Annotated in this window: 14 protein-coding genes; all 14 read right to left on the bottom strand. The window is 34.9% G+C overall.

The annotated features are described in order from the left end of the window. Window positions 1-41 precede the first annotated feature (41 nt). Window positions 42-1,916, bottom strand: a complete 1,875-nt coding sequence (locus E1J38_RS01770) for a glycoside hydrolase family 13 protein (protein ID WP_133354486.1) — start codon at window positions 1,914-1,916, stop codon at window positions 42-44. A 129-nt stretch (window positions 1,917-2,045) separates the two neighbouring features. Continuing rightward, complete coding sequence (gene fsa, locus E1J38_RS01775) at window positions 2,046-2,699, bottom strand: fructose-6-phosphate aldolase (protein WP_133354484.1); 654 nt, start codon at window positions 2,697-2,699, stop codon at window positions 2,046-2,048. A gap of 20 nt (window positions 2,700-2,719) precedes the next feature. Further along, on the bottom strand, window positions 2,720-4,765 hold the full coding sequence (locus E1J38_RS01780; protein WP_133354482.1) for a transketolase family protein: 2,046 nt from the start codon (window positions 4,763-4,765) through the stop codon (window positions 2,720-2,722). A 266-nt stretch (window positions 4,766-5,031) separates the two neighbouring features. After that, window positions 5,032-7,446 (bottom strand): glycoside hydrolase family 2 protein, encoded by a 2,415-nt coding sequence (locus E1J38_RS01785; RefSeq protein WP_133354480.1) that lies wholly within the window; start codon window positions 7,444-7,446, stop codon window positions 5,032-5,034. Window positions 7,447-7,566: 120 nt separating this feature from the next. Then, window positions 7,567-8,754, bottom strand: coding sequence for a glycoside hydrolase family 88 protein (locus E1J38_RS01790; RefSeq protein ID WP_133354478.1), 1,188 nt, complete (start codon window positions 8,752-8,754; stop codon window positions 7,567-7,569). Between the two features lie 15 nt (window positions 8,755-8,769). Next, window positions 8,770-10,281, bottom strand: a complete 1,512-nt coding sequence (locus E1J38_RS01795; protein ID WP_133354476.1) for a RagB/SusD family nutrient uptake outer membrane protein — start codon at window positions 10,279-10,281, stop codon at window positions 8,770-8,772. 18 nt (window positions 10,282-10,299) lie between these two features. Beyond that, the gene (locus E1J38_RS01800; protein ID WP_133354474.1) at window positions 10,300-13,317 is read right to left on the bottom strand and encodes a SusC/RagA family TonB-linked outer membrane protein; all 3,018 of its coding nucleotides are present in this window, start codon (window positions 13,315-13,317) and stop codon (window positions 10,300-10,302) included. A gap of 212 nt (window positions 13,318-13,529) precedes the next feature. Continuing rightward, complete coding sequence (locus tag E1J38_RS01805; RefSeq protein WP_133354472.1) at window positions 13,530-17,588, bottom strand: two-component regulator propeller domain-containing protein; 4,059 nt, start codon at window positions 17,586-17,588, stop codon at window positions 13,530-13,532. Between the two features lie 216 nt (window positions 17,589-17,804). After that, a complete protein-coding gene (locus E1J38_RS01810) occupies window positions 17,805-19,106 on the bottom strand; it encodes an MFS transporter (RefSeq protein WP_133354470.1) in 1,302 nt (433 codons plus the stop codon). Window positions 19,107-19,148: 42 nt separating this feature from the next. Next, window positions 19,149-20,558, bottom strand: a complete 1,410-nt coding sequence (gene uxaC / locus E1J38_RS01815) for a glucuronate isomerase (RefSeq protein ID WP_133354468.1) — start codon at window positions 20,556-20,558, stop codon at window positions 19,149-19,151. Beyond that, a complete protein-coding gene (locus E1J38_RS01820; RefSeq protein ID WP_133354466.1) occupies window positions 20,548-21,342 on the bottom strand; it encodes a gluconate 5-dehydrogenase in 795 nt (264 codons plus the stop codon). The genes uxaC and E1J38_RS01820 overlap by 11 nt, the downstream gene beginning before the upstream one ends. 12 nt (window positions 21,343-21,354) lie before the next feature. After that, window positions 21,355-22,530 carry a mannonate dehydratase gene (gene uxuA / locus E1J38_RS01825; RefSeq protein ID WP_133354464.1) on the bottom strand — a complete coding sequence of 392 codons (1,176 nt, stop codon included), beginning with the start codon at window positions 22,528-22,530 and terminating at the stop codon, window positions 21,355-21,357. A gap of 19 nt (window positions 22,531-22,549) precedes the next feature. Continuing rightward, a complete protein-coding gene (locus tag E1J38_RS01830; RefSeq protein WP_133354462.1) occupies window positions 22,550-23,377 on the bottom strand; it encodes an SDR family oxidoreductase in 828 nt (275 codons plus the stop codon). A gap of 469 nt (window positions 23,378-23,846) precedes the next feature. Continuing rightward, window positions 23,847-25,418: a M81 family metallopeptidase gene (locus E1J38_RS01835; RefSeq protein WP_133354460.1), complete on the bottom strand. Its 1,572-nt coding sequence runs from the start codon at window positions 25,416-25,418 to the stop codon at window positions 23,847-23,849. Window positions 25,419-25,425 lie beyond the last annotated feature (7 nt).

Below are 25,425 nucleotides of genomic sequence, written 5' to 3' on the forward strand. Positions count from 1 at the left end.
AGGCTTTTTGTTAAATTTAATATAGAAAAGTAAATTTACACCTAAAACTTAGTCGTTAAAAGCAGACTTCCTTTTTTTGTTAGTTTTAAAGTATCATACCAAATCAAAGATTCATCAGTGATGATGTTTTTTAGTGTTTTACCTTGTAGTCCAATTTCATTAAATCGGTTTAAATCTAATAAAACAGTATCAACATTTTTATTGATGATGTTAACAACAACCTCGTCTTCTAAAATTCTAAATAAGACATAAATTCCATTATCTGGAGCAAAGTGAATCGTTTTGCCATTATGAATAGCCTTACTGTTTTTTCGATAATTTAAGAGTGTTTTGAGATATAATTGCATTTCGGTCTGTTCTTCTGTTAAACCTTCTCCTGTAAAAGCATTTACGGTATCCCCTTCCCATCCTCCTGGAAAATCTGATCTTACTAATCCGTGGTCACCAGGTTTATCAAAATCGTTCATTAGTATTTCTGTTCCATAATATATCTGTGGAATTCTAGGGACGGTTAAAATGTAACCTAAAGCCATTTTCGTGTTTTCAATATCGCCATTTAATAATGTAAAAATGCGACTCATATCATGATTATCAGGAAAAATCATGATATCTTTTGGGGTCGCATAATGAAAATCGTTTGCCAATCCTTCATATATTTTAACTAAACCTTCATCCCAAGATTCTTGTTCATTTAAGGCATTAACAATGTTTCGTTGCATGGCAAAATCCATAGGGGATTTCAGATTCGATTTATACCCATCTCTATTGTTTGCGCCATCTTGCCAATAACCTATAAGTAACGGGTTATAACTCCATTCTTCTCCAACAATACTAAAATTAGGGTATTCCTTCATTATTTCCCCAGCCCAGGCGCTCATAAAATATTTGTCTGGGTATGGGTAAGTATCTTGACGAATACCTCCTAAATTTGATGTTTCTATCCACCAAATACTGTTTTGAATGGTGTAGCGTGCCATAAAAGGATTCCTTTGATTTAAATCGGGCATTACAGAAACAAACCAACCCACATTCATGTTTTCTTTATCTGATCTAGATGCATACATATCTTGATTGGTGGTTCGCCTATGATTGGTAGTTTTACTTATACCCTCTTGCCAATTCTCAATATTTTCTTGGTAGTGTCCTTGATGATTAATCCAATCCTTAAATGGTAAATCTTTCATCCACCAATGTTCTAATCCGCAATGATTTGCCACTTGATCCATAATCAATTTCATACCACGCTTTTTTAATTCTGAAGACAAGTGCAAATAATCTTCCAAGGAACCATATCTGGGATCTATTTCATAATAATCGGTAATGGCGTAACCATGATAAGAACTCTCTAACATGTCGTTGGTAAGTAACGGGCAGGACCAAATAGCCGTAAAACCCATATCATCAATATAGTCAATATGGTTAATAATACCTTGTATATCTCCACCATGTCTGGCATAGTCATCATGTCTATTAATGGTATCCTCATTCAATCCAGTAACCACATCGTTTTCTGGATTCCCATTAGCAAACCTATCTGGAGTGATTAAATAAATAACGTCGGTACTATTAAAACCTACAAAATCCTCTGAGCTGTGTTTCCTATCTTTTAGCTGGTAGGTTTGGATTAAATCTTCAGAACCTTCATTTTTAAACCTAATATTGAACTGTCCAGGTTGCGTATCTTCAGAAATCTTCAAATCTATAAACAGATAATTAGGACTATCAGCTTTATGAAATTTTTCTATAGAAACCCCAGAATAAGTAATATTTGGCACATATTCCGATATATTAGGATGATGCACCAAAAGCTGTAACAACGGATTTTTAAAGCCTACCCACCAATTTGTAGGTTCAATTCTATGGATATCATTCTTTTCAACAATATGTGGAACATCAGTATTATGATTATTGGGCATAGGGGTTTCTTTTTTTACATGCTACGTTTAAAACTGATAAATATACCAACACCAAATTAATTGGTTGATTAGTTGTAACAAAAAAAGCTTCTCATTACGAGAAGCTTTTTGTTTTTTTGTAAGAAAATCTTAGTTTCCTTTTTTATAATCGGCTAAAAATTTAGCTAAACCAATATCAGTTAGAGGGTGCTTTAAAAGTCCTGTTATTGACGATAATGGTCCTGTCATCACGTCACTTCCTATTTTGGCACAGTCTATAACATGCATGGTATGACGAATTGAAGCCGCTAATATCTGGGTTTCAAAACCGTAATTATCATAAATCTGACGAATTTCAGCAATTAAGTTTAAACCATCCGTTGAGATGTCATCTAATCTTCCTAAGAAAGGAGACACATAGGTAGCTCCTGCCTTGGCTGCCAATAAGGCTTGACCTGCAGAGAACACTAAAGTAACATTGGTTCTAATACCTTTATCTGAAAAGTATTTGCAAGCCTTGATACCATCTGCTATTAAAGGTAATTTAACCACAATCTGTGGATGTAAACTTGCTAAAGCCTCACCTTCTTTCACCATACCATCAAAATCTGTTGAGATAACCTCAGCGCTCACATCACCATCAACAATCTCACATATTTTTTTGTAATGGTTTAATATATTTTCCTCTCCTGTAATGCCTTCCTTTGCCATTAATGAAGGATTGGTAGTTACACCATCTAAAATTCCTAAAGCTTGAGCCTCTGCAATATCATCAAGGTTGGCAGTATCTATAAAAAATTTCATTTATTTTTATTTTTAGTTTGTTATTTAATTAGTACGGTATCTAAGTAGGCCATTACGTTTTTACTTACTTGTTCGCCAGTAAATCCGAACTTCTCATCAAGCACACCTGCAGGAGCCGAATAACCGAAATGGTCTAAACCGAAAACTTTTCCTCTTTCTCCCACTAAAGCCTCTAAATTAACAGGTAAGCCAGCCGTTAATCCAAACAAAGGTTTATCGGTTGGGATGACACTTTCTTGATATTCTTTTGGTTGTTGTTTGAAAAGACCCTCAGAAATAACCGAAGCAATACTTACTTTTAGTCCTTTTTCTGCTTCTAAAATATCGGCTGCAGCAACTAATGTTGAAACCTCCGATCCGTTTGCCACTAACACCACATCTGGATTCTCAACCGCTCTCACTAAGTAACCTCCTTTTTGAGAGCCTAAAGCTTCTTGATATCTTGATGTACCTTGAGCAGGCACATCTTTAATACCTTGTCTTGATAAAATTAACCCGGTAGGTGTTTTATCATTTTCTAACGCCATCTTCCAAGCTATACTAGTTTCGGCTGAATCAGCAGGACGTAAGGCCAAGAAGCTTTGGTTACCACTATGATTTTTTAGCTTCTCTAACAATCTTATTTGAGCTTCTTGCTCAATTGGCTGATGTGTTGGCCCATCCTCTCCTACTCTAAAAGCATCGTGTGTCCAAACATATTTTACAGGTAATTCTTGTATAGCACTTAATCTGATGGCAGGTTTCATGTAATCTGAAAAAACAAAGAATGTAGCCACTACAGGGATAACACCTCCGTGTAATGCAATACCGTTAGCAATACTTGCCATGGTTAATTCGGCCACACCTGATTGAAGAAAAGCACCACTAAAATCTCCTTTTTTTAAGGCTGTAGTTTTCTTTAAGAATCCATCGGTTTTATCTGAGTTAGATAAATCGGCGGAAGACACAATCATATTTTCAACATTTTCGGCTAAATAAGCCAGTACGTTTGCTGAGGCTGCTCTTGTTGCCAATCCTCCTTTGTGCTCAATAGATTCAAAATCTAATTTTGGAAGTTCTCCAGAGAAGAAGTAATCTAATTTATTTGCTAATGCCTCATTTTCTTGCCTCCAACTTTCTATCTCAGCTTTCTTTTTGGCGGCATTGGATTTTTTAGTCTCAATAACGTTTTTATAGAAATCTGCAACATCAGTATAAATATCAAATGGATTATCTACGTCTGCTCCTAAATTTAGTAAGGTCTTTTCGTAATCTGCTCCCGTATCTCCAATTGGTTTTCCATGAAGCTCGCAATGACCTTCATACATATCACCATTGGCTGTCACACAACCTTTACCCATGATGGTTTTACCTATGATTAGAGTTGGCTTTTCAGTTTCATTATTAGCATCAGTTAAAGCCTTTCTAATTTGCTCATGATCATGACCATCTATAGTCACAACCTTCCACCCCCATGCTTCATACTTCATGGCCGTATCCTCTGTAGTCACCTCATCTGTTGAAGTCGATAATTGGATATCGTTAGAATCGAAGAACATAATAAAGTTACTTAACCCTAAGTGACCTGCAATTCTACCGGCTCCTTGAGAAATCTCTTCCTGAACTCCACCGTCTGATATAAATCCATAAATCTTATGGTTTACCCAATCTCCAAATCTAGCTTCAAGAAACTTTGCTGCAATAGCTGCTCCAACACCCATAGTATGTCCTTGTCCTAATGGACCAGACGTGTTTTCTATACCTCTTTCAAAATCGACCTCTGGGTGCCCAGGCGTAATTGAACCCCATTGTCTGAAGTTAGCAACATCTTCCTTTTTATAGTTTCCTAAAAGGTAATATTGTGCATACATTAAAGTGGACAAGTGACCAGCATCCATAAAGAACCTGTCTCTAAATGGCCAAGTCATGTCGGTGGGATCGTAATTAAAAAATTCCGAATAAAGAATGTGCATAAAATCTGCGCCTCCCATTGGGCCTCCAGGGTGTCCCGAATTTGCCTTCTCTACCATGGCCACTGCTAATGCCCTTATATTATCTGCCGACTGCTGATCTATTTGTTTATTCATTTTAATGTATGGTTATTTTGTATTGTTTTTAATTCCTTGTTAACTAAGGTTAGAGGAAATAATATTTTTTTGCAAATATATAATCTTTAATGAGTTGAAATGGCAAAAACACAATATTTTCCTTAAAATTAACGAAACCGTTTAAGTAGCTTTTTGAAACAAAAAAGCTTCTCAAAATTGAGAGGCCTTTTTAAAATTATTAATCTGTGAATAAGGAAATTTTATCGAAACAATATTTAAATAATCAATAATTTTAACATCATAGATTACTGTATATTTAGATAAGTACCTTTAAAACTTTGATTTAACACCATAACTTGTAAAACCTCTTCATTTGAAAATTTTTTAACTTCAATAGATGCTTGTCCATTTGCCATTTCAATAACTTCACTTCCCGTTGGAGTACCGTAACTTACAACAGCTTCGCCTCCATTTAAACATTGAAAATAGACGCGTTCTTCATAATCTAAACAACGCAAACCTTTGTTATCTATGGCCGTTGCGGTAATTAAGTAATTTCCATTATCTAAGGTAGAATATTCTAGCTTTAAAGATCTAGCTTTACCGTTTTTAACAAACCTGTAAGTTAGCCTCAGTTCATCCCCAACTTCTTTACCATCTGCACTCTTTGCAATAGAGACTAATTTATTTTCACCTTCTTTAAACTTTACATTCCAATTTAAGCCTGCTGATGGAAACAATTTTGAATCTCTTTTTTTTACACCTAGACTTTCATCATTAAGAAACAGTTCTACTTCTGGACAATTACTGTAAACACTAATTGTTCTTGCTTTACCTTTTGGTCCTTGTCTTTCTGTCCAAGTATGAGATTCTATATACGTAAAAGGATCATCACTCCAATAACTCTTAAATACATAAAAAGCATCTTTTGGGTTACCTGCTCTATCCACTAGCCCTTTTTGGTTCATGTAAGGAATCGCATTTTCTGGCCTTAACGGTGTGCCAAAATCTTTAAATGCCCATTGTATATTACCAACAAAGATTGAATCATTTTCAGAAATGCGCAAGTGCCAATCAAATAAGTCTACAATATAGTTCTCACTCCAATCGCCTATTTGGGCTATGTTAGCTACATCGGTTTGCACGATAGCCTCTTCCCAACCATCAGACTGAATTTTACCTTCCCCTGTGATAGGGTTTTCAGTGTGTCTTCCCACATGGCTTGATCCACCATATTCTGCATGTAAAAAATGAGGGTACTGTGCCTTGTATTGATCTATAGCTTTTTGATAACTTTTATAACTACCTGAATACCATCCAGACCAAATAGAGGGTGAAAACACATCCACAATATCGGCGCCCTCATAATACTTTCTAATGGCCGTTTTCCTTGTTGGGTCTAATTCATGTGCGTAATCATGCAACTCTTTTAAAAATGCGTTAATTTTTTCAGGGTTATCTCCACCTTCAAAATCTGGCAACCAATAAATTTCATTTCCTAGAGACCATAAAATTATACTGGGATGATTATAATTCTGTTCAATAATTTCTTTAAGCATAGTTTTGGTATTAGCTTTCCAGACATCATTACCAACACCACCTCTACACCATGGTAGTTCATCCCAAACCAATAACCCTAATTCATCGCAAGCTTTATAAACCTCAGGATCTTGAGGATAATGCGCTAATCTTATAAAATTAGCCCCCATTTCTTTTATGAGTTCCATATCTGCTCTATGCTGTTCATTACTCATAGCCGCACCAACACCGGCGTGTTCCTCGTGCCTATGCGTTCCTCTTAGCAGCAAGCGTTTGCCATTTAAATAAAATGCTCCATAATCCTTAAACTCGAACCAACGAAACCCTACCTGTTCTGAAATTTCGTCAAGTACTTTCTCATTTTGCAATAACTGTAATTTAAAAGTGTAAAGATTCGGATTTTCGGTATCCCATAACTCAATATCTTTTAATTCATTGAAGCTAAATTCTAAATCAGAATTATCGAACTCTTTTGTTTGTGATTGAATTTCTGTTCCATTTGAATCCAATAAAATTGCTTTCACCGAAGCTATATCATCGGAATTGATGATTTCGAAAGTAGCATTTAAATTGGCATTTTCTTTTGAAATATTAGGTGTGGTAATTTTTAAATTTGATAGATATTGTTGAGGACGTGTTTCTAACCAAACATCCCTTGTTATACCTCCGAAAATGAAAAAATCACTTTTTTGAGATGGTATCACTTCTGGATTGTAACTGTTATCAACTCGAACCAATACTTCATTCAAACCTGTTGAAATAACATCAGTAATGTCAACAGAAAAGCCTATATAACCTCCCGTATGACCACCAACTTTTTTCCCATTTACATATACCTCACTTTCAATATTGACCCCTTCAAAATATAGGTTATAAATTTGTCCTTCTATTACCTGTGGAATTTCGAGGCTCTTTTTATACCAACTCACACCACGTCTGTATCCTGGAGTAATATCGGTAGCATCTAGAGCATTCCAAGTATGTGGTAAGTTAACAGGATTCCAGTGTATCTGTTTTCGAGCAGTATTTATATCTTTAGTATTATTCTCTAGATATAACCAATCATTATTAATACTAGTTTTGCTTCGTTCAGGATTTTGATTTGATTTGGAATTACATGCTAGTATTAGAAATGCGCTAATGCCAAAAATAAATCGATATACTAAAAGTTTTATTTTCATTTTAAATGGAATAGTTTTCAAATTATAAGTTCCAGAATTTATATCATTCTGGAACTTATTCTATATTTTCATAAAAGTACTCAAGACCCGAAGACAATCTGTCCTGAACCATCCTGCCTATTATTTTAAATCTCGAAGTCTTAAAAGGGTTTGTAAAAAGTAATAATCGCCATAAACTATAGGTTCATCCATTTCTAATTTTTGAGACCAATCACCAAAACTATGATCTAAAATAAATGGTGCCTCAATATCTTCAGACAAAATATATTCTTTCGATTTTAAACTTTTTACAACTTTTTTACTATAATTTAAGAACGATTTATTTTTAGTATAATCATAAAGTTCTATCAATGCTGATGCCACAATAGCTGCTGCAGATACATCTCTTGACGTATTTGGGATATCTGGATGGTCAAAATCCCAAAAAGGAATACCATCTTCAGGCATATTTTTATGGTTTATAAAATAATTAGCTGTTGCTACCGCCCTATCTAAGTACTTTTCATCCTTGGTATATCTGTAAACCGTTGTAAAACCATTAATGGCCCAACCTTGGCCACGGGCCCAGGCAGATTCGTCACCAATACCCTGGTGTGTTACACGCGCTCTTACCTGCCCCGAAATAGTATCATAATCTAATACATGCCAAGTGCTACCATCAGTTCTAAAATGGTTTTTTAAAGTGGTATTTGCATGGTTAACAGCGATATTATGATAAGTACTATCGCCAGATATTTTTGTAGCTTCAAACAACAGTTCCAAATTCATCATATTGTCTATGATAACTGGAAATTGCCATACATCTTCATTCCAATCCCAAGAACGGATACTACCTATATTCTCATTAAACCGGTTTGATAAGGTTTTGGCACTGTGCAGGATAATATCTTTATACACAGTATTATCCTCAACTTTTAAGCCATTGCCAAAACTACAAAACACCTTAAATCCCATATCATGGGTTTTGTCATTGTATTTTTCCTGCTCAACAAAAGCAGTCCATGCTTTAGCTCTTTCTATAAAGGCCTCATTACCAGTTAACATATAGATTTGCCAAAAATTTCCTGCGAAGAAACCACTCGTCCAATTACTTGAAGGTACTTTATTCAAAATACCCGTTTTAGGATTGTAACTTCTTGCAAATGCCATGGAATCCAGCTCGTAATCTAGTAGTTTGCTATATCTTATCTGTAACAGGCTATCAATCTGCTCCTTTGATAAAGACACATTCTTTTCTTTTCCATTATTGGGCTTACACGCTATAAATAGCAATGTAAAGCCCATAATGAAACAACTAACTCTAAACATACAACTACTAAAACTTTAATATCCTGGATTTTGAGGCTCTAAATTTGGATTACGTTGCAACTCATCATTCGGAAGCGGTAATAAATAGTCTCTTGTTGGGTTAAAATTTGGACGTTCCTCAAAGCCTCCGGTTCCAAATGCCTGTGTTCCTAAATCACGTCTTTTGATATCGTACCAACGCTTAAACTCAAATGCCAACTCCCATCTACGTTCTTCTAGTACCATATTTCTAAAATCTAATTGAGACATTCCCGGAGTAACATCTGCAGGGAAACTTGAGCCGTTACCACTTCTTGCACGAGCTCTTACTCTATTAACATAGCCGTCTGCTTCTGTACTTCCTGGTGACACCTCGTTGAGTGCTTCTGCAGCAATCAATAATACCTCGGCATAGCGTAACTGGGCATAATTGTGCTCAGATCCACGGCCATTACCATTGGAGGTCTGCCCAGTATATCTTGCATATTTAGCTATGTAGGCACTTGGAATATTTCTAGCATCATAGGTTGGAAAATTAACAAACGTATCAACCGCACCATTAAAGACCCCTATGGTGTCTAAACTTACTGCTTTACGGTAATCTCTGCCATCCCATCTGTTATACACTTCTACACTTGGTACAGCTACAGACCAGCCACCACCATTACCGTCTTCATTAGCTCTAATACCAGTTAAGGCAGCTGTATAATCCTGTCCGTAGTTTCCATCTCTAAAACCATTATGGTCTATAGTAAATAATGCTTCTTTTAATCCACTTTGTTTTGTAGCATCAAACAAATCTTGAAAATCGGCTGCAAGTTCTAATCCAAATCTAGCTTCATTATCAATTACGAATTTAGCTTCATTATACGCATCCTGAAAATTATTCATAGTTAAATGCACCAATGCTAAATATCCAGCAGCAGAAGCCTTAGTGGGTAACGCCGAAGAAGGTTGTGTGTCTGGCAACCATTGTTTAGCGAATTCTAAATCTGCAATGATATTGGCATAAACTGTAGCTTGTGGTGTTTTAGATACCTGAGAAGCCTCTGCAATATTTTGTACAGGAGTATCAAAATATGGAATATCTCCAAAGAGTCTTACCAAATGGAAATAAGTATAAGCTCTTACAAAATGTGCCTGAGCCACCACTGGGTTAATTGATTCTTCAGCCAACCCAAGTCCATTACCTCCAACAATTGCTTCATTAGCTCCCGCTATAATTTGGTAAGTCCTTGGCCAAAAGGCAGTAATCATACCATTATCATCAGCCACTGAAAAGTTATCGTGGTCTTTACGTCTTCCTGCAGTACCTTGGTCTCCAATACCTACCATATCACTTCTTAGCATTAGTGGTAATGAGAATTTTCTACCCCAGAATGCCTCTGTTGCCATGTTCCCATAACTACCATTAATAACAGTTTGTACGTCTTGAATTGATTTGAAAAAACCATCGGGAGAGAGCACAGATACCGGCTCTTCTTCTAAATCTGAACATCCTAAAATGGGTAATACCAACAAAAGGAATATATATTTTAAATTTTTCATTTTTATATCTTTTTTATTTTAAAACTTAAGGTTTAAACTAAAGGTTACCGACTCTATATTAGGATAGTTACCGTAATCGAAACCTTGATTTACATTGGCATTCTGAGAGCCAGAGGCTCTGTAACTTACCTCTGGATCTGTTCCTGGATAATCTGTAAAGGTTAATAAATTCTGCCCACTAACTGAGAATCTTAGGTTATCCAATCCTAATTTATCACAAACAGCTTGTGGTAAATTATACCCTAACACTAAGTTTTTTAAACGCACATAAGTGCCATCAAAAACAAATCTAGAGTTCATTCGCTTTTCTCTCGTTCCAGGCGAAGGCACATTGGTATCTGTATTGCTAGGTGTCCATGCATTGACTGCCTCTGTAGTAGCATTAGAACCTCCTGACGCCAATTCAGATAAGGTAAAACTGTAAATATCACCCCCAACGGCACCTTGGAAGAAAACACCTAAGTCAAAATTCTTGTACTTAAACGTATTGTTAAAACCAAATGTCCAGTCTTGGTTAGGATCTCCAATTATTTTTCTATCTGCAGAGTTTATTTCACCACTTCCGTCTACATCAGTAAATAATTCATCGCCTGCAACCGCTCCATTAAATGTAGCTGTTCCTTCTGGTAATGCACCTCCTTGATACACGCCTCTGTATTCCCATCCAAAGAACTGACCAAGCGCCTCACCTTCTCTTAAAATATGTGTTTCATCTTGTAAGAAGTGTCCTGGTGCTGCTGAGGGTAAAAAGAAATCTACATCGCTTCCAAATAATTTTTCTACTGTGTTTCTATTTCTAGACCAGTTAAAATCCGTAGACCATGAAAAATTATCTGTTACAATATTCTTTGTTGAAAGTGTAATTTCAACTCCTTTATTATTTATCTCTCCAATATTATCTAAGAAATTAGGGTTTAAAAATCCTGTATATTCTGGTGTATTACTATTACCTACAATTAAGTCTTTGGTATCTATATTATAGATATCAACACTTAAAGAAGCCTTATTTTTCCAGAGACCTAAATCGATACCGAAATTGGTTTGATAGGATGACTCCCATTTTAAATTTGGATTAGCAGGTCTTCCAGACACTACAGCATTTACCGTTTGATCTCCTGCAACTGCATAAATAGATTCTAATGTTGCTAGTGATTGGTAAGGTGCAATAGATGGATTTCCTGTAACACCATAACTTAGTCTAAGTTTAAGATTTGATATGGTTGCATTATCCTTTAAAAAGTCCTCGTTAGATATCTTCCAACCTAGAGCTCCCGAAGGAAAGAATGCATATTTATTGTTTTTTGCGAAATTTGATGCGCCATCACGACGTGCAGTGAAAGTAATCAAATATTTATCATCATAATCATAATTAACACGCCCATATTGCGATTGAATTTCAAACTCTCTTAAAAAAGATTCTGGGAATAAGGGTGTTGATGCAGTATCCAGTGCGTAGTAAGACACGCTGTTAGTTACAAAACCTTCGGCTCCGGCAGAATTCGTCACAGTTCTGTCTTTTTGATAAGAATATCCTGCTAATAGGGTTAAGCTTCCTTTACCTATCTCTTTGGTATAAGTCAAATAGTTTTCACTTAATAGATTGGTATTCTTCAAGTTTGCTATACCTGCAATCCCTCCTTGATCTCCAGCCGAAGTAATTAAGGTTGAAGGCGTGAACTGCCCTCTGGTTTGGTTTCTTGAAGCAAAACCAAATGTAGATTTAAAGGTTAATCCTTCAATAATTTCGTACTCTCCATAAAAATTAGCTCTATAAATATCTTCAAAAGTTTCATCAACGCGTTCTGTAGCCACTGCAAACGGATTATCGATATCGTCGCCCACAGAGTTAAAGGTATTGTTACCATTTTCATCTAGAATCCCCAAATCTGGAGCAAACCTGTAAGCTATTGAAATAACATCGCCACTACCTCTACCCCCGCTGTTGGCTTGGGTAGAAACGCCATCTTTAGAGCTACGACTTCCAAAAGCATTAAAACCAAGCTTTAACTTGTCATTAATTTGAGCATCTATATTACTTAAAAACGAAAAACGCTCAAAACCAGAATTGATAACCACACCTTTTTGGTCAAAATAGTTACCAGACACATAATAATTCATATTATCTGAGCCTCCTGAAAAAGACAATTGATGGTTGGTTGTATACCCCGAAGTATATATTAAATCTTGCCAATCTGTATTGGCAGCTGCTTGTGTATACGAAGGATTAATGGCTCTTGTATACGCAGCAAATTGATCTGCGTTCAATAAATCAAGACGGTTAGATGTGCTTTGAATAGCGTAGTTACTATTTAGCTCAACAGTCATTTTGCCTTTTCTACCCTTTTTAGTAGTTACCAAAATAACCCCATTCGCACCTCTAGAACCATAAATAGCAGTTGCCGAAGCATCTTTTAACACTTCAACCGATTCAATATCTCCTGGTTGCGGATAGGTTGCGCCAACAAAACCGTCAACAACCACCAAAGCAGCACTACTAGCATTAATAGAAGTGTTACCCCTAATGGTTACATTAATGGGTGTTCCTGGTTCTCCACCGTTATTAGACTGTACAGCCACACCTGCTGCGCGCCCTTGTAAAGCTTGTTGCGCATCTAATACAGGGAACGCTGTGACCTCTTCTGCCTTAACAGAAGAAACGGACCCCGTGATATCACTTTTCTTTCTGGCTCCATATCCTACTACAACTACTTCGTCTAAACTTGCAGCGTCTTCAATGAGAGCAACATTAATTTCGTTTCTTACTCCAACTGTAATTTCTTGTGTCACATAGCCTACGTAGCTAAAGACTAGTATCGTGCTATCACCCGACACATTAATTGAGTAATTACCATCAAAATCTGTTGCAGTACCAGTTGTGGTACCTTTTACCACAACATTTACACCGGGTAATCCTAACCCATCAGATTCTGATGTAACCGTTCCTGTTATAGTCTTGTCTTGTGCACTTGCACTAAGCGCAAAACTAAAACTTAAAACAAGGAAAAGTATCCTTTTAAATTGTTTGATTTTTTTCATGTTAATTAGTTTTGTCAAATTTTAATTTAAATGAGGTAAATAATAAATAAACTAAAACCAACTATAATTGCCAATAGAATAACAATTAGGTAATTGATTTTATGTTTGCGGTTTTTCATCACCTAAATCTAAGGCGACTCAAAGAAATAGAAATACAGAAATAGGGGTAAAATAATACAACACCTTGATTATCAGTTTTTAAAACCAAAAAACTAGCTAGAAAATTTCTCAGTATATTGAGATGGGGTCTCTCCAAATTTCTTTTGAAAGGACTTACTAAAGTATTTTGGATCTTTAAATCCTACTTTATAACTTATTTGAGATACATTTAATTTTCCGTTTTCTAATAATTGTGCAGCACGTTTCATTCTAAAATGTAGTATAAATTCGTTAGGTGTGAAATTTGACCAAGCTTTTATTTTGGTAAATAGCATGGTTCTACTAACACCTAACTCAGAACAAAACGAAGCAATATCAAATTGCTCGTTTTCAATATTTTCTTTAACTATTCTAAGTGCCTTTTTGTAAAGCTTTTCATCAAATGACGAAACTAAAACTTCATCAGGCAGTGGACCTTCATTAGCCGCAAACTTTTCCTTTAATTTTTCTCTAGTTTGTAATACGTTCTTAATCCGAAGCTTAAATTCTTTTACATCAAAAGGTTTACTTATGTAGTCATCAGCGCCACTTTCTAATCCATTTAATTTATAAATTAAAGAGGTACGGGAGGTTAATAAAATTATTGGTATGTGACTCGTTTTTAATTCTTGCTTAACTGCAGTACATAGTTCTGTTCCCGTCATTTCTGGCATAATAACGTCACTCACAATAAGATCTGGAGATTCTTTTTTTGCTTTTTCAAATCCTAACTTGCCATTTTCAGCCTCTATAATATTATAGTTTTGCTTAAGTAAATCCTTAATAAATTTTCTTAATGGTTTATTATCCTCTACCAGAAGAATTGTTTGTTTTACAGTTTCAACTGTGATATCAATATCATCTTGAACCGCAATATTTGATTCCTCCAACTGTTTAACATACTGTGATACATCATCACTAAATTTAAAGTTTTCTATAATTTCACCATCACTTAAATGCTCACGTCCCAAAGGCAGTGATACCGAAAATATAGAGCCTTTATTGTTTTTGTTACTTTTAACCTTAATATCTCCTTTGTGAAGTTCTACAATGTTTTTAGCAATAGATAAACCTATACCGGTACCTTTATTATAATTACCATCGGGTTTGTTATTGACAGCTACCTCAAAGAATCTTTCAAATATTTTATCGCGGTATTCTTGAGCTATTCCAACGCCATTATCTTCAACATCTACCATTAAATTATTTTCTGTTTTTCTTATACTAATAGCAATTTTACCGCCTTTTGGAGTGTATCTAAAAGCATTTGAAATGAGGTTGTAAAAAACACGCTCTAGTTTATTACGGTCATAATAGACCAAAATCTCTTCATCATCACAACTAAAACTAAAATCATACCCATCTTTTTTAGCATATTCTGTAAAAGAAAGGTATATTTCTCTTAAAAATTTCACAATATTACCCTCTGCTGCCTCTAAATTGAATAGTTTATTTTCAAACTTTCTGAAATCCATTAACCTATTTATGAGCTGCAACAAATGATTTGCACTATTTTCTATAACCAATAGTTTTTTATACATTTTGCTACTACCACGATACCCTTCTATAATTTGATTTAATGGCCCTAGTATTAACGCCAAGGGTGTTCTGAACTCATGCGATATATTGGTGAAGAATTCTAGCTTGGTTTGGTTTATTTCTTTTGCCCTCTCTGTTTCAATATGTTCTAGTTCTAGTTCGTGCTTTAATTTGGTTTTTGATTTTAAAATACTATAAAGAAAAAACAAAGCAGTTAAAATTAGTAAACCATAAATTGTAAAGGCCCACCAAGTTCTCCAAGGGGCAGGAGCCACATAGATATTTAACTTTGAACTGGTTTCATTCCAAACACCGTCATTATTGGCTCCAGCTACTTCAAAAACATATGTTCCAGGATTTTGAATGGTATAAGATGCCGTATTACTGGTTGTTATATTCCATTCTTTTTCTAAGCCATTTAACCTGTATTTGTATTTATTATTATTGGAGTTTATGAAATTAGGTATTGAAAATGAAATACTGAAATTACCCTGTTCATATGATAAATTAATAGTCTCAGTAAAAGGCAACGCATATGTTAGCACATTTTCTAAGCTATTAGACTCGGCATCATTCTCTCTAATTTTAAAATCGGTTAAAATAACTTGAGGTGAATAAACATTAGTTATTAAATTATCAGAATTGATATAGGTTATGCCCTCGGGGCCTCCAAAATAAAACTGCGATGTTCCTACTTTTAAACTGGCATTATCATTAAACTCATTACTTACCACACCATCAGTCTGGTTATAAAATTTAATGTGTTCATTTTTATAATTATATTTTACAATACCTTGGTTGGTACTTAACCATAAGTTATGCTTATCATCTTCTTGTATACTATGGACTGTTGAAACTAGTGAGTTATCTGCTACCAACACTACAGAACTAAATTTTTCACCATCATACTTGTACAATCCTTTAGATTTTGTTCCAACCCAAATGGTATTAAAATTATCTTGGTAAACTGATAAGACATCATCTCCGTATTGTAAGTTTTCATCATAAAAATAATGAAGAATAGCTCCTGTTTTTAAAATTCTATTAAGCCCCTTTTCTGTACCAACCCAAACGTGGTCTTCTTTATCAATAAAAATAGTTCGGATTAAATTATTTGATAAGAGATTTTCTTCTTGGTCTGAACTTTGAAAATGCTTAAAGACCTTAGTTTCAAGGTTAAATTTTATCAAACCTTGACCAAAGGTTCCAATCCACACATTATTAAACCTATCTTTATTTATGGCATAAACACCAACATTATTAAGAAATGTAGCTAATTGCTCTGGCAAAACTAATGTTTCAAACCTATTTTTACTGAGATTGAAAATTTGTAGACCACTTTTAAATGTTCCTATCCACAACTTATCGTGATCTAATATTTTTAGTTCTTTTATGTTATTATCTAAAAGAGGCGAATTATTTTGAGTCACATATGTATAAGTATCATCCTTTTTATTCCAAATATTAAGTCCCCCGCCTTCGGTTCCAAAAAACATATAGCCATTATGGGTTGCAATAGAACTCACTACCGTATAATTAAGCCCCTTACCGCTTTTATTTTGCGTAATATTTTGAAAATTAACGTTAGCCCTATCCCAAATATTAATACCTCCATAATAGGTTCCTATCCAAATAGATCCTTTTCTATCTTTAAATAATGATTTAATGGAGTTTTTAGTTAAGCCATTTTTATTATCAAAACTAGCGTGTAAATATTCAATACCACCATCTTTTTCTACTAATAACAACCCCTCATAAGTTCCAACCCATAGCATGCCCTCATTATCGTAAAGTAACTTTCTTACATTCTTTATAGATGCATGTAAATGCTTCTTGTTAAAAAATGATGAGAACAAGTTTATTTCTTGATTATAATCTATTAAACCATGTTCTTGGGTAGCAATCAATATATGGTTGTTTTCAGTTTCAATTAAATCTTGCACATAAAAATTTTCACTTCCCTTAATTAAAGTAAGGTCATTTATCTTGCCTTCATTGCTAGCTCCTTTAAAAATCCCAGCTGCTGTACCTACATAAACCTGTCCGTTTTTAGTTTCTAAAATAGTCATAACACGTTTCCTTGCAGGTTTAGCGTATTGTGTTAAATAGTTTGTAAAAGTGTCTGATTCTTTATTATAAACCGAAAGCCCTCCCGCTGTACCAATGCATACATTTCCGTTAGAAAGCTTATTTATAGTCCAAATGGTGTTATTTATAAGTGAATTTGGAGCTTGTTGATGAAAATAATTTTTAAAAGTATCTGTCTTTGGATCAAACTTATTTAAACCATTATAAGTTCCAACCCACAGGTAGCCATCATTATCTTCTTGAATAGCTAAAATATCATTATTACTTAAAGCGTTTTCATTATCAATTTGATTCCTGTAAATAGTGAATTTAGTGCCATCATATTTATTTAAACCATCCCGGGTACCAATCCATATTTGACCCAATGTGTCTTGGTGAATTGCTATTGCAGAACTTTGCGAGAGCCCATCTATTGTTGATAAGTGAGTAAACTGATAAGATAAGGTTTGGGCATTTACTAAAAAGTTAATGCAAAAAAGTAAAAGACATATAACAATCTTTGGCATTCTTGAATATAATAACTTCAAAAATATAAACAAATTAAGAATCAAATTGCATACTTTTTCTAAAAATCAAAAATTTGACAGATTCTGTAGGTACTTCTCTCTAAACATATACGTAAGTTATTTAGCAAATGGAAAAAAATAATCTTAATTAAACAAAAAAGCTGCAATTACATAAATTGCAACTTTTAATTTATTTAACTAACCTTTAATTAAAGACTATTCCTTAATAAGATTTAAGTTTTCATCAAGCGGTGTCATTTTTGGCATGATTAAATGAACCAATCCAAGAATTATAAGGTAACAAGATCCTGCTATTAAGAATGCCCAAAAATAACCTGTGTTACCAGCCTGGTCTAACACAGATCCTAATGCAAAATCCGCTACTATGCCTGCAACAGCTCCAACCATTCCACCAATTCCTACTACTGAAGCTGTGGCTTTTTTAGGGAATACATCTGAAGCTAAGGTAAATATATTAGCAGACCATGCTTGATGTCCTGCAGCTCCCAAGCCTATTAAACAAATAGCTAACCACTTACTATCTGTAATAGCAACATATGCCACAGGTAATATTATTAGACCACAGATTAATAACGTAATTTTTCTTGCTTTATTTACTGACCAACCTTTTCTTATAAATACTCCTGACAAATAACCGCCTAAAATACTACCGCCATCTGCCAATATATATATAACAAAGAATGGCAAGGCAATGTTCTTAATATTTACATCAAAGGTTTCTGCTAAAAACTTAGCACCCCAAAATAAATAAAACCACCAAACAGCATCTGTGACTTTTGCCAAAGCAAACGCCCAAGTTTGACGTTTACCTAATACGCTTTTCCATGGTAATTTATCTTCAGATTCTGCTTTACCAGAATCACTTTGTATATAAGATAACTCTTCTTTAGATACACCTGGATGCACTTCGGGTTTCTTATAGGTTCGTAACCATAAAAATACCCACAACGCACTTAATGCTCCTGTAATAAGAAAAGGTATTTGCCAATTTTTTCCGTTTTCATGTACAATCCAACCTACAACGAAAGGCGCAGCAATGGCACCTATACTAGTTGCGGCGTTGAACAAACCTGTTGCAAAAGCCCTGTCTTTTTTTGGAAACCATTCTGCTGTGGTTTTAATAGCCGCTGGAAAGTTGCCAGATTCTCCAAAACCTAACCCGAAACGAGCCGCAGCAAAACCTACAACACTAAAAGCTGGCCTAACTGCCGCATGAAGCATTCCAAAGATACTCCAAAGCCCTATGGATAGAATATATCCCTTTTTTGTTCCTAACTTATCTATTAATCCTCCCATTGAAAGCATACCTATGGCATAAGCTACTTTAAATGATATCATAATGTTTGCATAGTCGGCGTTGGTCCAACCAAACATCTTTTCTAAGGTTGGTGCCATAACTCCAATAATACTTCTATCAAAATAGTTAATGGTAGTAGCAAACATTAACAACGCTAATATGCGATAGCGATAGTTTCCAATCTTTTTTGTTGTACTCATAATTTATTTAGTTAAGTCGATTAATAAATTTTTAATTTGTTGTTATGTTGGAAAATTAAAATAACGCTTAGCATTATAATAACATATATTTTGAACCATTTTTCCTAAGAACTCTATGTCATTTGGAATAAGCCCTTGTTCTACATCATTTCCCAAGACATTGCACAATATACGTCTAAAATATTCATGTCTTGGAAAAGATAAAAAGCTTCTACTATCTGTAAGCATACCAACAAAATGGCTTAAAAGCCCCATGTTTCCAAGACAATTTATTTGCTTTTCCATACCATCTTTTTGATCTAAAAACCACCAACCAGAACCCCATTGCATTTTTCCTTGGCAGTCAGCATTCTGAAAATTACCCATCATGGTTGCAAACACCTCATTTTGCGAAGGATTCAAATTATAGGTTATAGTTTTAGCCAATTGATTTGTAGCATTAAGTTTATCAAACAATTTTGACATAAATTCTGCCATAGGAAAATCTCCAATGGAATCTACTCCAGCATCTAACCCTATTTCTTTTAACAACCTAGAATTATTATTTCTTATAGGGCCTAAATGGTATTGCTGTACCCAGTTTAATTTGTGATATTGCTTCCCAAGATACTCAAAAAGAAATGATCTGTAAATATTAACCTCTTTAGTTGAAAGTTGGTTGTTATTTAATTTTTTGTCAAAAATTGTTTTTACCTCGTCATCTGTATAATCCACTATGGTAAGTGCTTCACCTACCCCAAAGTCTGATAGCTTACATCCGTGTTGGTTAAAAAACTCTAAACGATTGTCCAAAGCTCTTTTAAAATCATCTAATGATTGAATTTTAAAACCTACCGCCGTAGCTAATTTATCAAGATACTTAGAAAACGAATCTGAATTTATAAAAAAGAGGGCATCTGCACGAAATGTTGGTAATACCTGAGTAAAGAAATTTTGTTCTTTGATAGCTCTATGATACTCTAAACTATCGGTTGGGTCGTCTGTAGTACAAATCACCTCAACTTTCATGTCTTCCAGAAGTTGCGCCGGTGTTTTTTGCTCTAAAACGGTATTGGCCTTTTCAAAAATAGCCTCGGCTGTAGATGGTTGTAGAATTTCATCTATCCCAAAATAGCGTTTCAGCTCTAAATGTGTCCAGTGAAATAATGGATTTTTTAATGTATATGGAACCGTTTCTGCCCACTTAAAAAACTTCTCTTTTTGCGAGGTTTCAGATCCGGTAATAAATTTTTCTTCAATGCCATGAGCTCTCATGGCGCGCCATTTGTAGTGATCCCCATTTAACCAAGCCTGTGTTATACTGCTAACAGGTTTGTTTTCAGCAATTTCTTTGGCCGATAAATGGTTGTGATAATCTAAAATAGGTAAATCTTTTGCATACTCGTGATAAAGGGTTTTAGCTACCTCAGATTGTAACACAAAATTATCTGTGATAAAAGTTTTACTCTTCATTTGACGGTTTTCCTATGGTTGCTAAAATACCGCCATCTACATATAAAACATGACCATTTACAAAATCACTAGCTTTAGAAGATAAAAAGATAGCTGCTCCAGATAAATCATTTGGATCACCCCACTTAGCTGCAGGAGTTCTGTTAATGATAAATTCATTAAATGGATGCCCCTCCACTCTAATTGGCGCTGTTTGGGACGTTGCAAAATATCCTGGCCCTATACCATTAACTTGAATATTGTACTTTGCCCATTCTGTGGCCATATTTTGAGTTAACATTTTAAGCCCTCCTTTTGCTGCTGCATAAGCCCCTACACTATTACGACCAAGCTCACTCATCATTGAGCAAATGTTAATTATTTTACCTTCCTTTCTGGCTATCATGCCTTTTACCACATGCTTTGAAACGATAAAAGGACTCACTAAATCAACATCAATAACCTGCTTAAAATCAGATACTTCCATTTCAGCTAAAGGAGTTCTTTTAATAATACCTGCATTATTAATTAGTATGTCTATTTGCCCTACTTCCGCTTCAATTTTACCTATGGCTTCAACAACTGCAGCCTCATCAGTTACATTAAACTTATAACCAACAGCATCAATTCCTTCGGCTTTATAAGTTTTTAAGGCATTGTCTATTTTTTCTTGTGAGGAATTACCGTTAACAATAATTTTAGCACCTGCAAGACCAAGACCTCTGGCCATAGCCATTCCCAATCCGTGAGTACTTCCTGTTACAAGAGCATTCTTTCCTTTTACGTCAAATAATGATAAACTCATATTTTAATATTTTTATATACTATTTGTAATTCCGTATTCTAGACCTCTTAATTCTGCCAAACCTCTCAACCTTCCAATTCCGGAATAACCTGGGTTTGTTTTTTTCTTTAAATCATCTAGCATTTGATGCCCATGATCTGGTCTTACTGGTATTGCATAGTCTTTCATGCCAGCAGCTTTCCTTCTTCTTTCTTCTAATACGACTGCCTTTACTACAGCATACATATCTACATCGCCATCTAAATGATCTGCTTCATAAAAATTTCCTTCTGCATCACGTCTTGTACTTCTCAAATGTAAGAAATGTGCGCGATCTGCAAATCTTTCAAAAATTTGTACCAAATTATTATCTGCTCTTACACCTAAAGAACCTGTACAGAATGTAATGCCGTTTGCTCTATCAGGAACATTGTCAAATAAATAAGCGTAATCTGACTCTGTACTTACTACTCTAGGCAAACCTAAAATTGGATAAGGTGGATCATCTGGGTGAATGCACATTAATACGTTATTTTGAGATGCCACAGGTATAATTTCCTTTAAAAACGCTACCAAGTTATCTCTTAATTTTTGAGCATCTATATCTTTGTAAGTATCTAATATGTTTTGAAATTGCTCTAAAGTATATCCTTCTTCAGCCCCTGGTAAACCAGCAATGATATTATTTACTAACTTAGTTTTTTCATCTTCAGACAACCCTTGTACATAAGTTTTAGCTGCTTGCTTTTGCTCATCAGTGTAAGCATCTTCAGCACCTGGCCTTTTTAATAAATACAATTCGAAAGCTGCAAAAGCAGTAACATCAAAACGCAATGCCTCAGATCCATCGGCTACTTTGAACGCCAGATCTGTTCTAGTCCAATCAAGCACTGGCATAAAGTTATAACACACAATATTGACACCACACGTTGCTAAGTTTTCTATACTCTTCTTGTAGGTTTCTATGTAAGCTTTAAAATTTCCAGATCGAGTTTTTATATTTTCATGAACCGGAATACTTTCCACTACACTCCAGGTTAAACCCTCATTTTCTATAATAGCTTTACGCTTTTGAATTTCATCTACTGTCCATACTTCTCCATTTGGAATATGATGCAATGCAGACACCACACCTGTTGCGCCTGCTTGTTTTACATCTAATAAAGTTACTGGGTCATTAGGCCCGTACCATCTCCATGTTTGCTCCATCTTAAATATCTTTTAATTTTTAAACACCACTGTAAGCACTGAATCCACCATCTATTGGCACAACTACACCCGTAACAAATGAGGACCCTTCTCCGCATAACCAAAGCGTAGTACCAATTAAATCTTCTGGCTCACCAAATTTACCCATTGGTGTTTGATCAATTATTTGATTTCCTCTAGGGGTTAAGCTTCCATCGCTGTTAGTTAGTAAAGTTCTATTTTGTTCAGTTAAAAAGAAACCTGGAGCTAATGCATTCACACGTATATTAACCTTTGAAAAATGAACTGCTAACCATTGGGTAAAGTTTGAAACCGCAGCTTTTGCACCACTGTAAGCTGGTATTTTTGTTAAAGGTGTAAAAGCATTCATTGAAGAAACATTTAAAATACTACAACCTTCTCTACCAACCATGTCTTGTGCAAAAATCTGTGTTGGCAGAAGTGTACCAATAAAGTTTAAATTAAAAACAAACTGAATACCTTGAGGGTCTAAATCAAAAAAAGTTTTGAATCCTTCTTCTTTTCTCACTAAATCTTCTAACTGTAAAAAAGGGTTACTTGTAGTTCCTAACGGGTGATTTCCTCCTGCCCCATTTACAAGAATATCACATTTACCAAAAGCATTATTAACTTCTTCTTTAGCCTGAACTAAAGAATCTTTTTCTAGCACATTGGCTTTAACTCCAATAGCACTACCGCCATTTTCATTAATCTTATCTGCAACAGCTATAGCTGCCTCTTTGTTTAAATCTAACAGAGCTATATTATGTCCTTCTTTGGCTAAAGCTTCTGCCATGGTACTACACAAAACGCCTCCCGCTCCTGTAATTACAATTGTTTTTTTCATTAATTAAGTTTATTTAATTCTCCTTGTAGTTTTTTAAGGTTATTTTTAGTTGTATTAGCTGGTTTGATTTCTAAAAAATAATTTAGTTTATTGGTTTATAGTGAATAGTACAAAACAATGATATTAGTTTCAAATAACCAAAATACACCATAAACATTGAACTTTTATCACCCCTAAAATGTATTTTGAGACCACCAATAAATTTTGTCAAATAATCAAAATAGTGGGCAAAAATTTATATGTATGCATTTATAAAATGAAACCTTAACAAAACTAGAAAATTAACGACTTAAAAGTGTCCTGCTCTGTCCTGTAGGAAATGTCAAAAAATATTTATAATAAGCCTAATAAAAAGACAAAATAAAGATTAATAAAACTCAGCACCTTTATTACTATTTAATTGACCAGAAAAGAATTTGAGTAAAGCTTATGTTTTAAACCATCAAAAAAAAATAACTTTATAAATATGCTATTTTAAACCTGCTGAAGAAATCCAACGCACACTCAAATCGGGGGTTTCCATATCCTTATCTAAGGGAAACATAGGGCGTTTAATGCGTTTATATGGTAAACGCTCTAAGTCTTGATCTACTCCTCCGGGAGTTAATGCCATCACCCAATCGCCTCGCATATTGTACAACTCTGGAACTAAATAACCTATTTTAACAACAACAATATCTGTTTCTCTAGGATTTAAATTCAATGCAGTAAAATCCTTCTCATAATGATACGGCTTGCGCTTCTTAGTAACAATCACAAAAATGTTTCCTGATTGAACTACTACCTCAACCTCGGCATTTTTATCACCTTTCTTTATGGCCCTTACAGTACCTTCCAATAATACTGGTGCTGCAAAGCGATTATCAACCTCTGCTCCAACATAGGCCTTTACTTTTCCTCCAACACCAACTTTTAAAGCGTCTTCAATTAATTTTGGACCAGGAATGGATGCATATATTAACGATTTACCGCCTTCTTTACTAAACTCATTTACTTTTAATAGTTCGTTCAATGTCCAAGTTACATCTCCTGCTCCACCTGCGGTTGGATTATCTCCCATGTCACTAAGCATAAATGGTTTTTTATCACTATTAATTGCTTGTTTCAAGGCTTCTTTAAAAGGCAATGTAGGGGCAACAAACTCAAATTCTTTTCTTACATCCCAAAAACTTTGTGCCAACATTTCTGCAGATGTTTTAACTTGTTCTTTATCATCTCCTGTAACCATAACCACAGCATGGTTCCTTGGTTCATCAGCCCAAGCATACCCAACCCAAATGGCAGCATCTATAACACCTTTCTTTTCTACCTCCGGAGCTACTTTAGCATACAAACTTTTACCAGGTTCAATACGTGTACTAGTTTTTTCCCCTGGCAGTAAGATAGGTACGGGAATCCATGCTTTATATTTTGGTTTGCCTTTACCAGACTTTAATCGTTTTATTAGATTGACTAACGCACGCTCTTTAGATTCCATGGCATCTTCATGGGGTGCCAATCGATAACAAGTAATCAAATCCGTTTCTCTAGCCAAAGTTTCAGACACATTCCCATGCAAATCCATACAAGTAGAAATAACACAATCATACCCCACAATGCCTCTAATTTGTTTTATCATATCACCTTCGGGATCATCCAACCCTTCTACACTCATGGCGCCATGTATATCGAAAAACAATCCGTCGTATGGTAGATTTTTACGTAAAGTGTCTAAAGTTTTTTTCATCAAAGCATCATAGGCTTCTTTTGTAACAATACCTCCTGGTATTGCATGCCCTTTCACCGCTGGAAAATAATGAGCCTGTTGTCTTAATGTATCTTTTGGATCTCTTAAAAAAGGAAAATATTGAAACACATCTTCACCATAATACGCATGAAATGCCTCTTCTGTAGTTTTAGCTGGTGAAAAGGTACTTGACTCTATCGCTAAACCAGTAATAGCAATTCTAGGAAGCTCACGATCCTTTTTAGTATTGTTCTTACAGTTAATTAATGTAATAAAAATATACCCTAAAACTACTAGATTTCTAAATGTTGTCATGTTTATC

Origin of the sequence: Seonamhaeicola sediminis (assembly GCF_004358095.2) — a bacterium.
GTDB classification, from domain to species: domain Bacteria; phylum Bacteroidota; class Bacteroidia; order Flavobacteriales; family Flavobacteriaceae; genus Seonamhaeicola; species Seonamhaeicola sediminis.

Coding starts and splice junctions, on each gene's coding strand:
- E1J38_RS01770 (WP_133354486.1), bottom strand. CDS start 1,916: ATGCCCAATAATCATAATACTGATGTTCCACATATTGTTGAAAAGAAT.
- fsa (WP_133354484.1), bottom strand. CDS start 2,699: ATGAAATTTTTTATAGATACTGCCAACCTTGATGATATTGCAGAGGCT.
- E1J38_RS01780 (WP_133354482.1), bottom strand. CDS start 4,765: ATGAATAAACAAATAGATCAGCAGTCGGCAGATAATATAAGGGCATTA.
- E1J38_RS01785 (WP_133354480.1), bottom strand. CDS start 7,446: ATGAAAATAAAACTTTTAGTATATCGATTTATTTTTGGCATTAGCGCA.
- E1J38_RS01790 (WP_133354478.1), bottom strand. CDS start 8,754: ATGTTTAGAGTTAGTTGTTTCATTATGGGCTTTACATTGCTATTTATA.
- E1J38_RS01795 (WP_133354476.1), bottom strand. CDS start 10,281: ATGAAAAATTTAAAATATATATTCCTTTTGTTGGTATTACCCATTTTA.
- E1J38_RS01800 (WP_133354474.1), bottom strand. CDS start 13,317: ATGAAAAAAATCAAACAATTTAAAAGGATACTTTTCCTTGTTTTAAGT.
- E1J38_RS01805 (WP_133354472.1), bottom strand. CDS start 17,588: ATGCCAAAGATTGTTATATGTCTTTTACTTTTTTGCATTAACTTTTTA.
- E1J38_RS01810 (WP_133354470.1), bottom strand. CDS start 19,106: ATGAGTACAACAAAAAAGATTGGAAACTATCGCTATCGCATATTAGCG.
- uxaC (WP_133354468.1), bottom strand. CDS start 20,558: ATGAAGAGTAAAACTTTTATCACAGATAATTTTGTGTTACAATCTGAG.
- E1J38_RS01820 (WP_133354466.1), bottom strand. CDS start 21,342: ATGAGTTTATCATTATTTGACGTAAAAGGAAAGAATGCTCTTGTAACA.
- uxuA (WP_133354464.1), bottom strand. CDS start 22,530: ATGGAGCAAACATGGAGATGGTACGGGCCTAATGACCCAGTAACTTTA.
- E1J38_RS01830 (WP_133354462.1), bottom strand. CDS start 23,377: ATGAAAAAAACAATTGTAATTACAGGAGCGGGAGGCGTTTTGTGTAGT.
- E1J38_RS01835 (WP_133354460.1), bottom strand. CDS start 25,418: ATGACAACATTTAGAAATCTAGTAGTTTTAGGGTATATTTTTATTACA.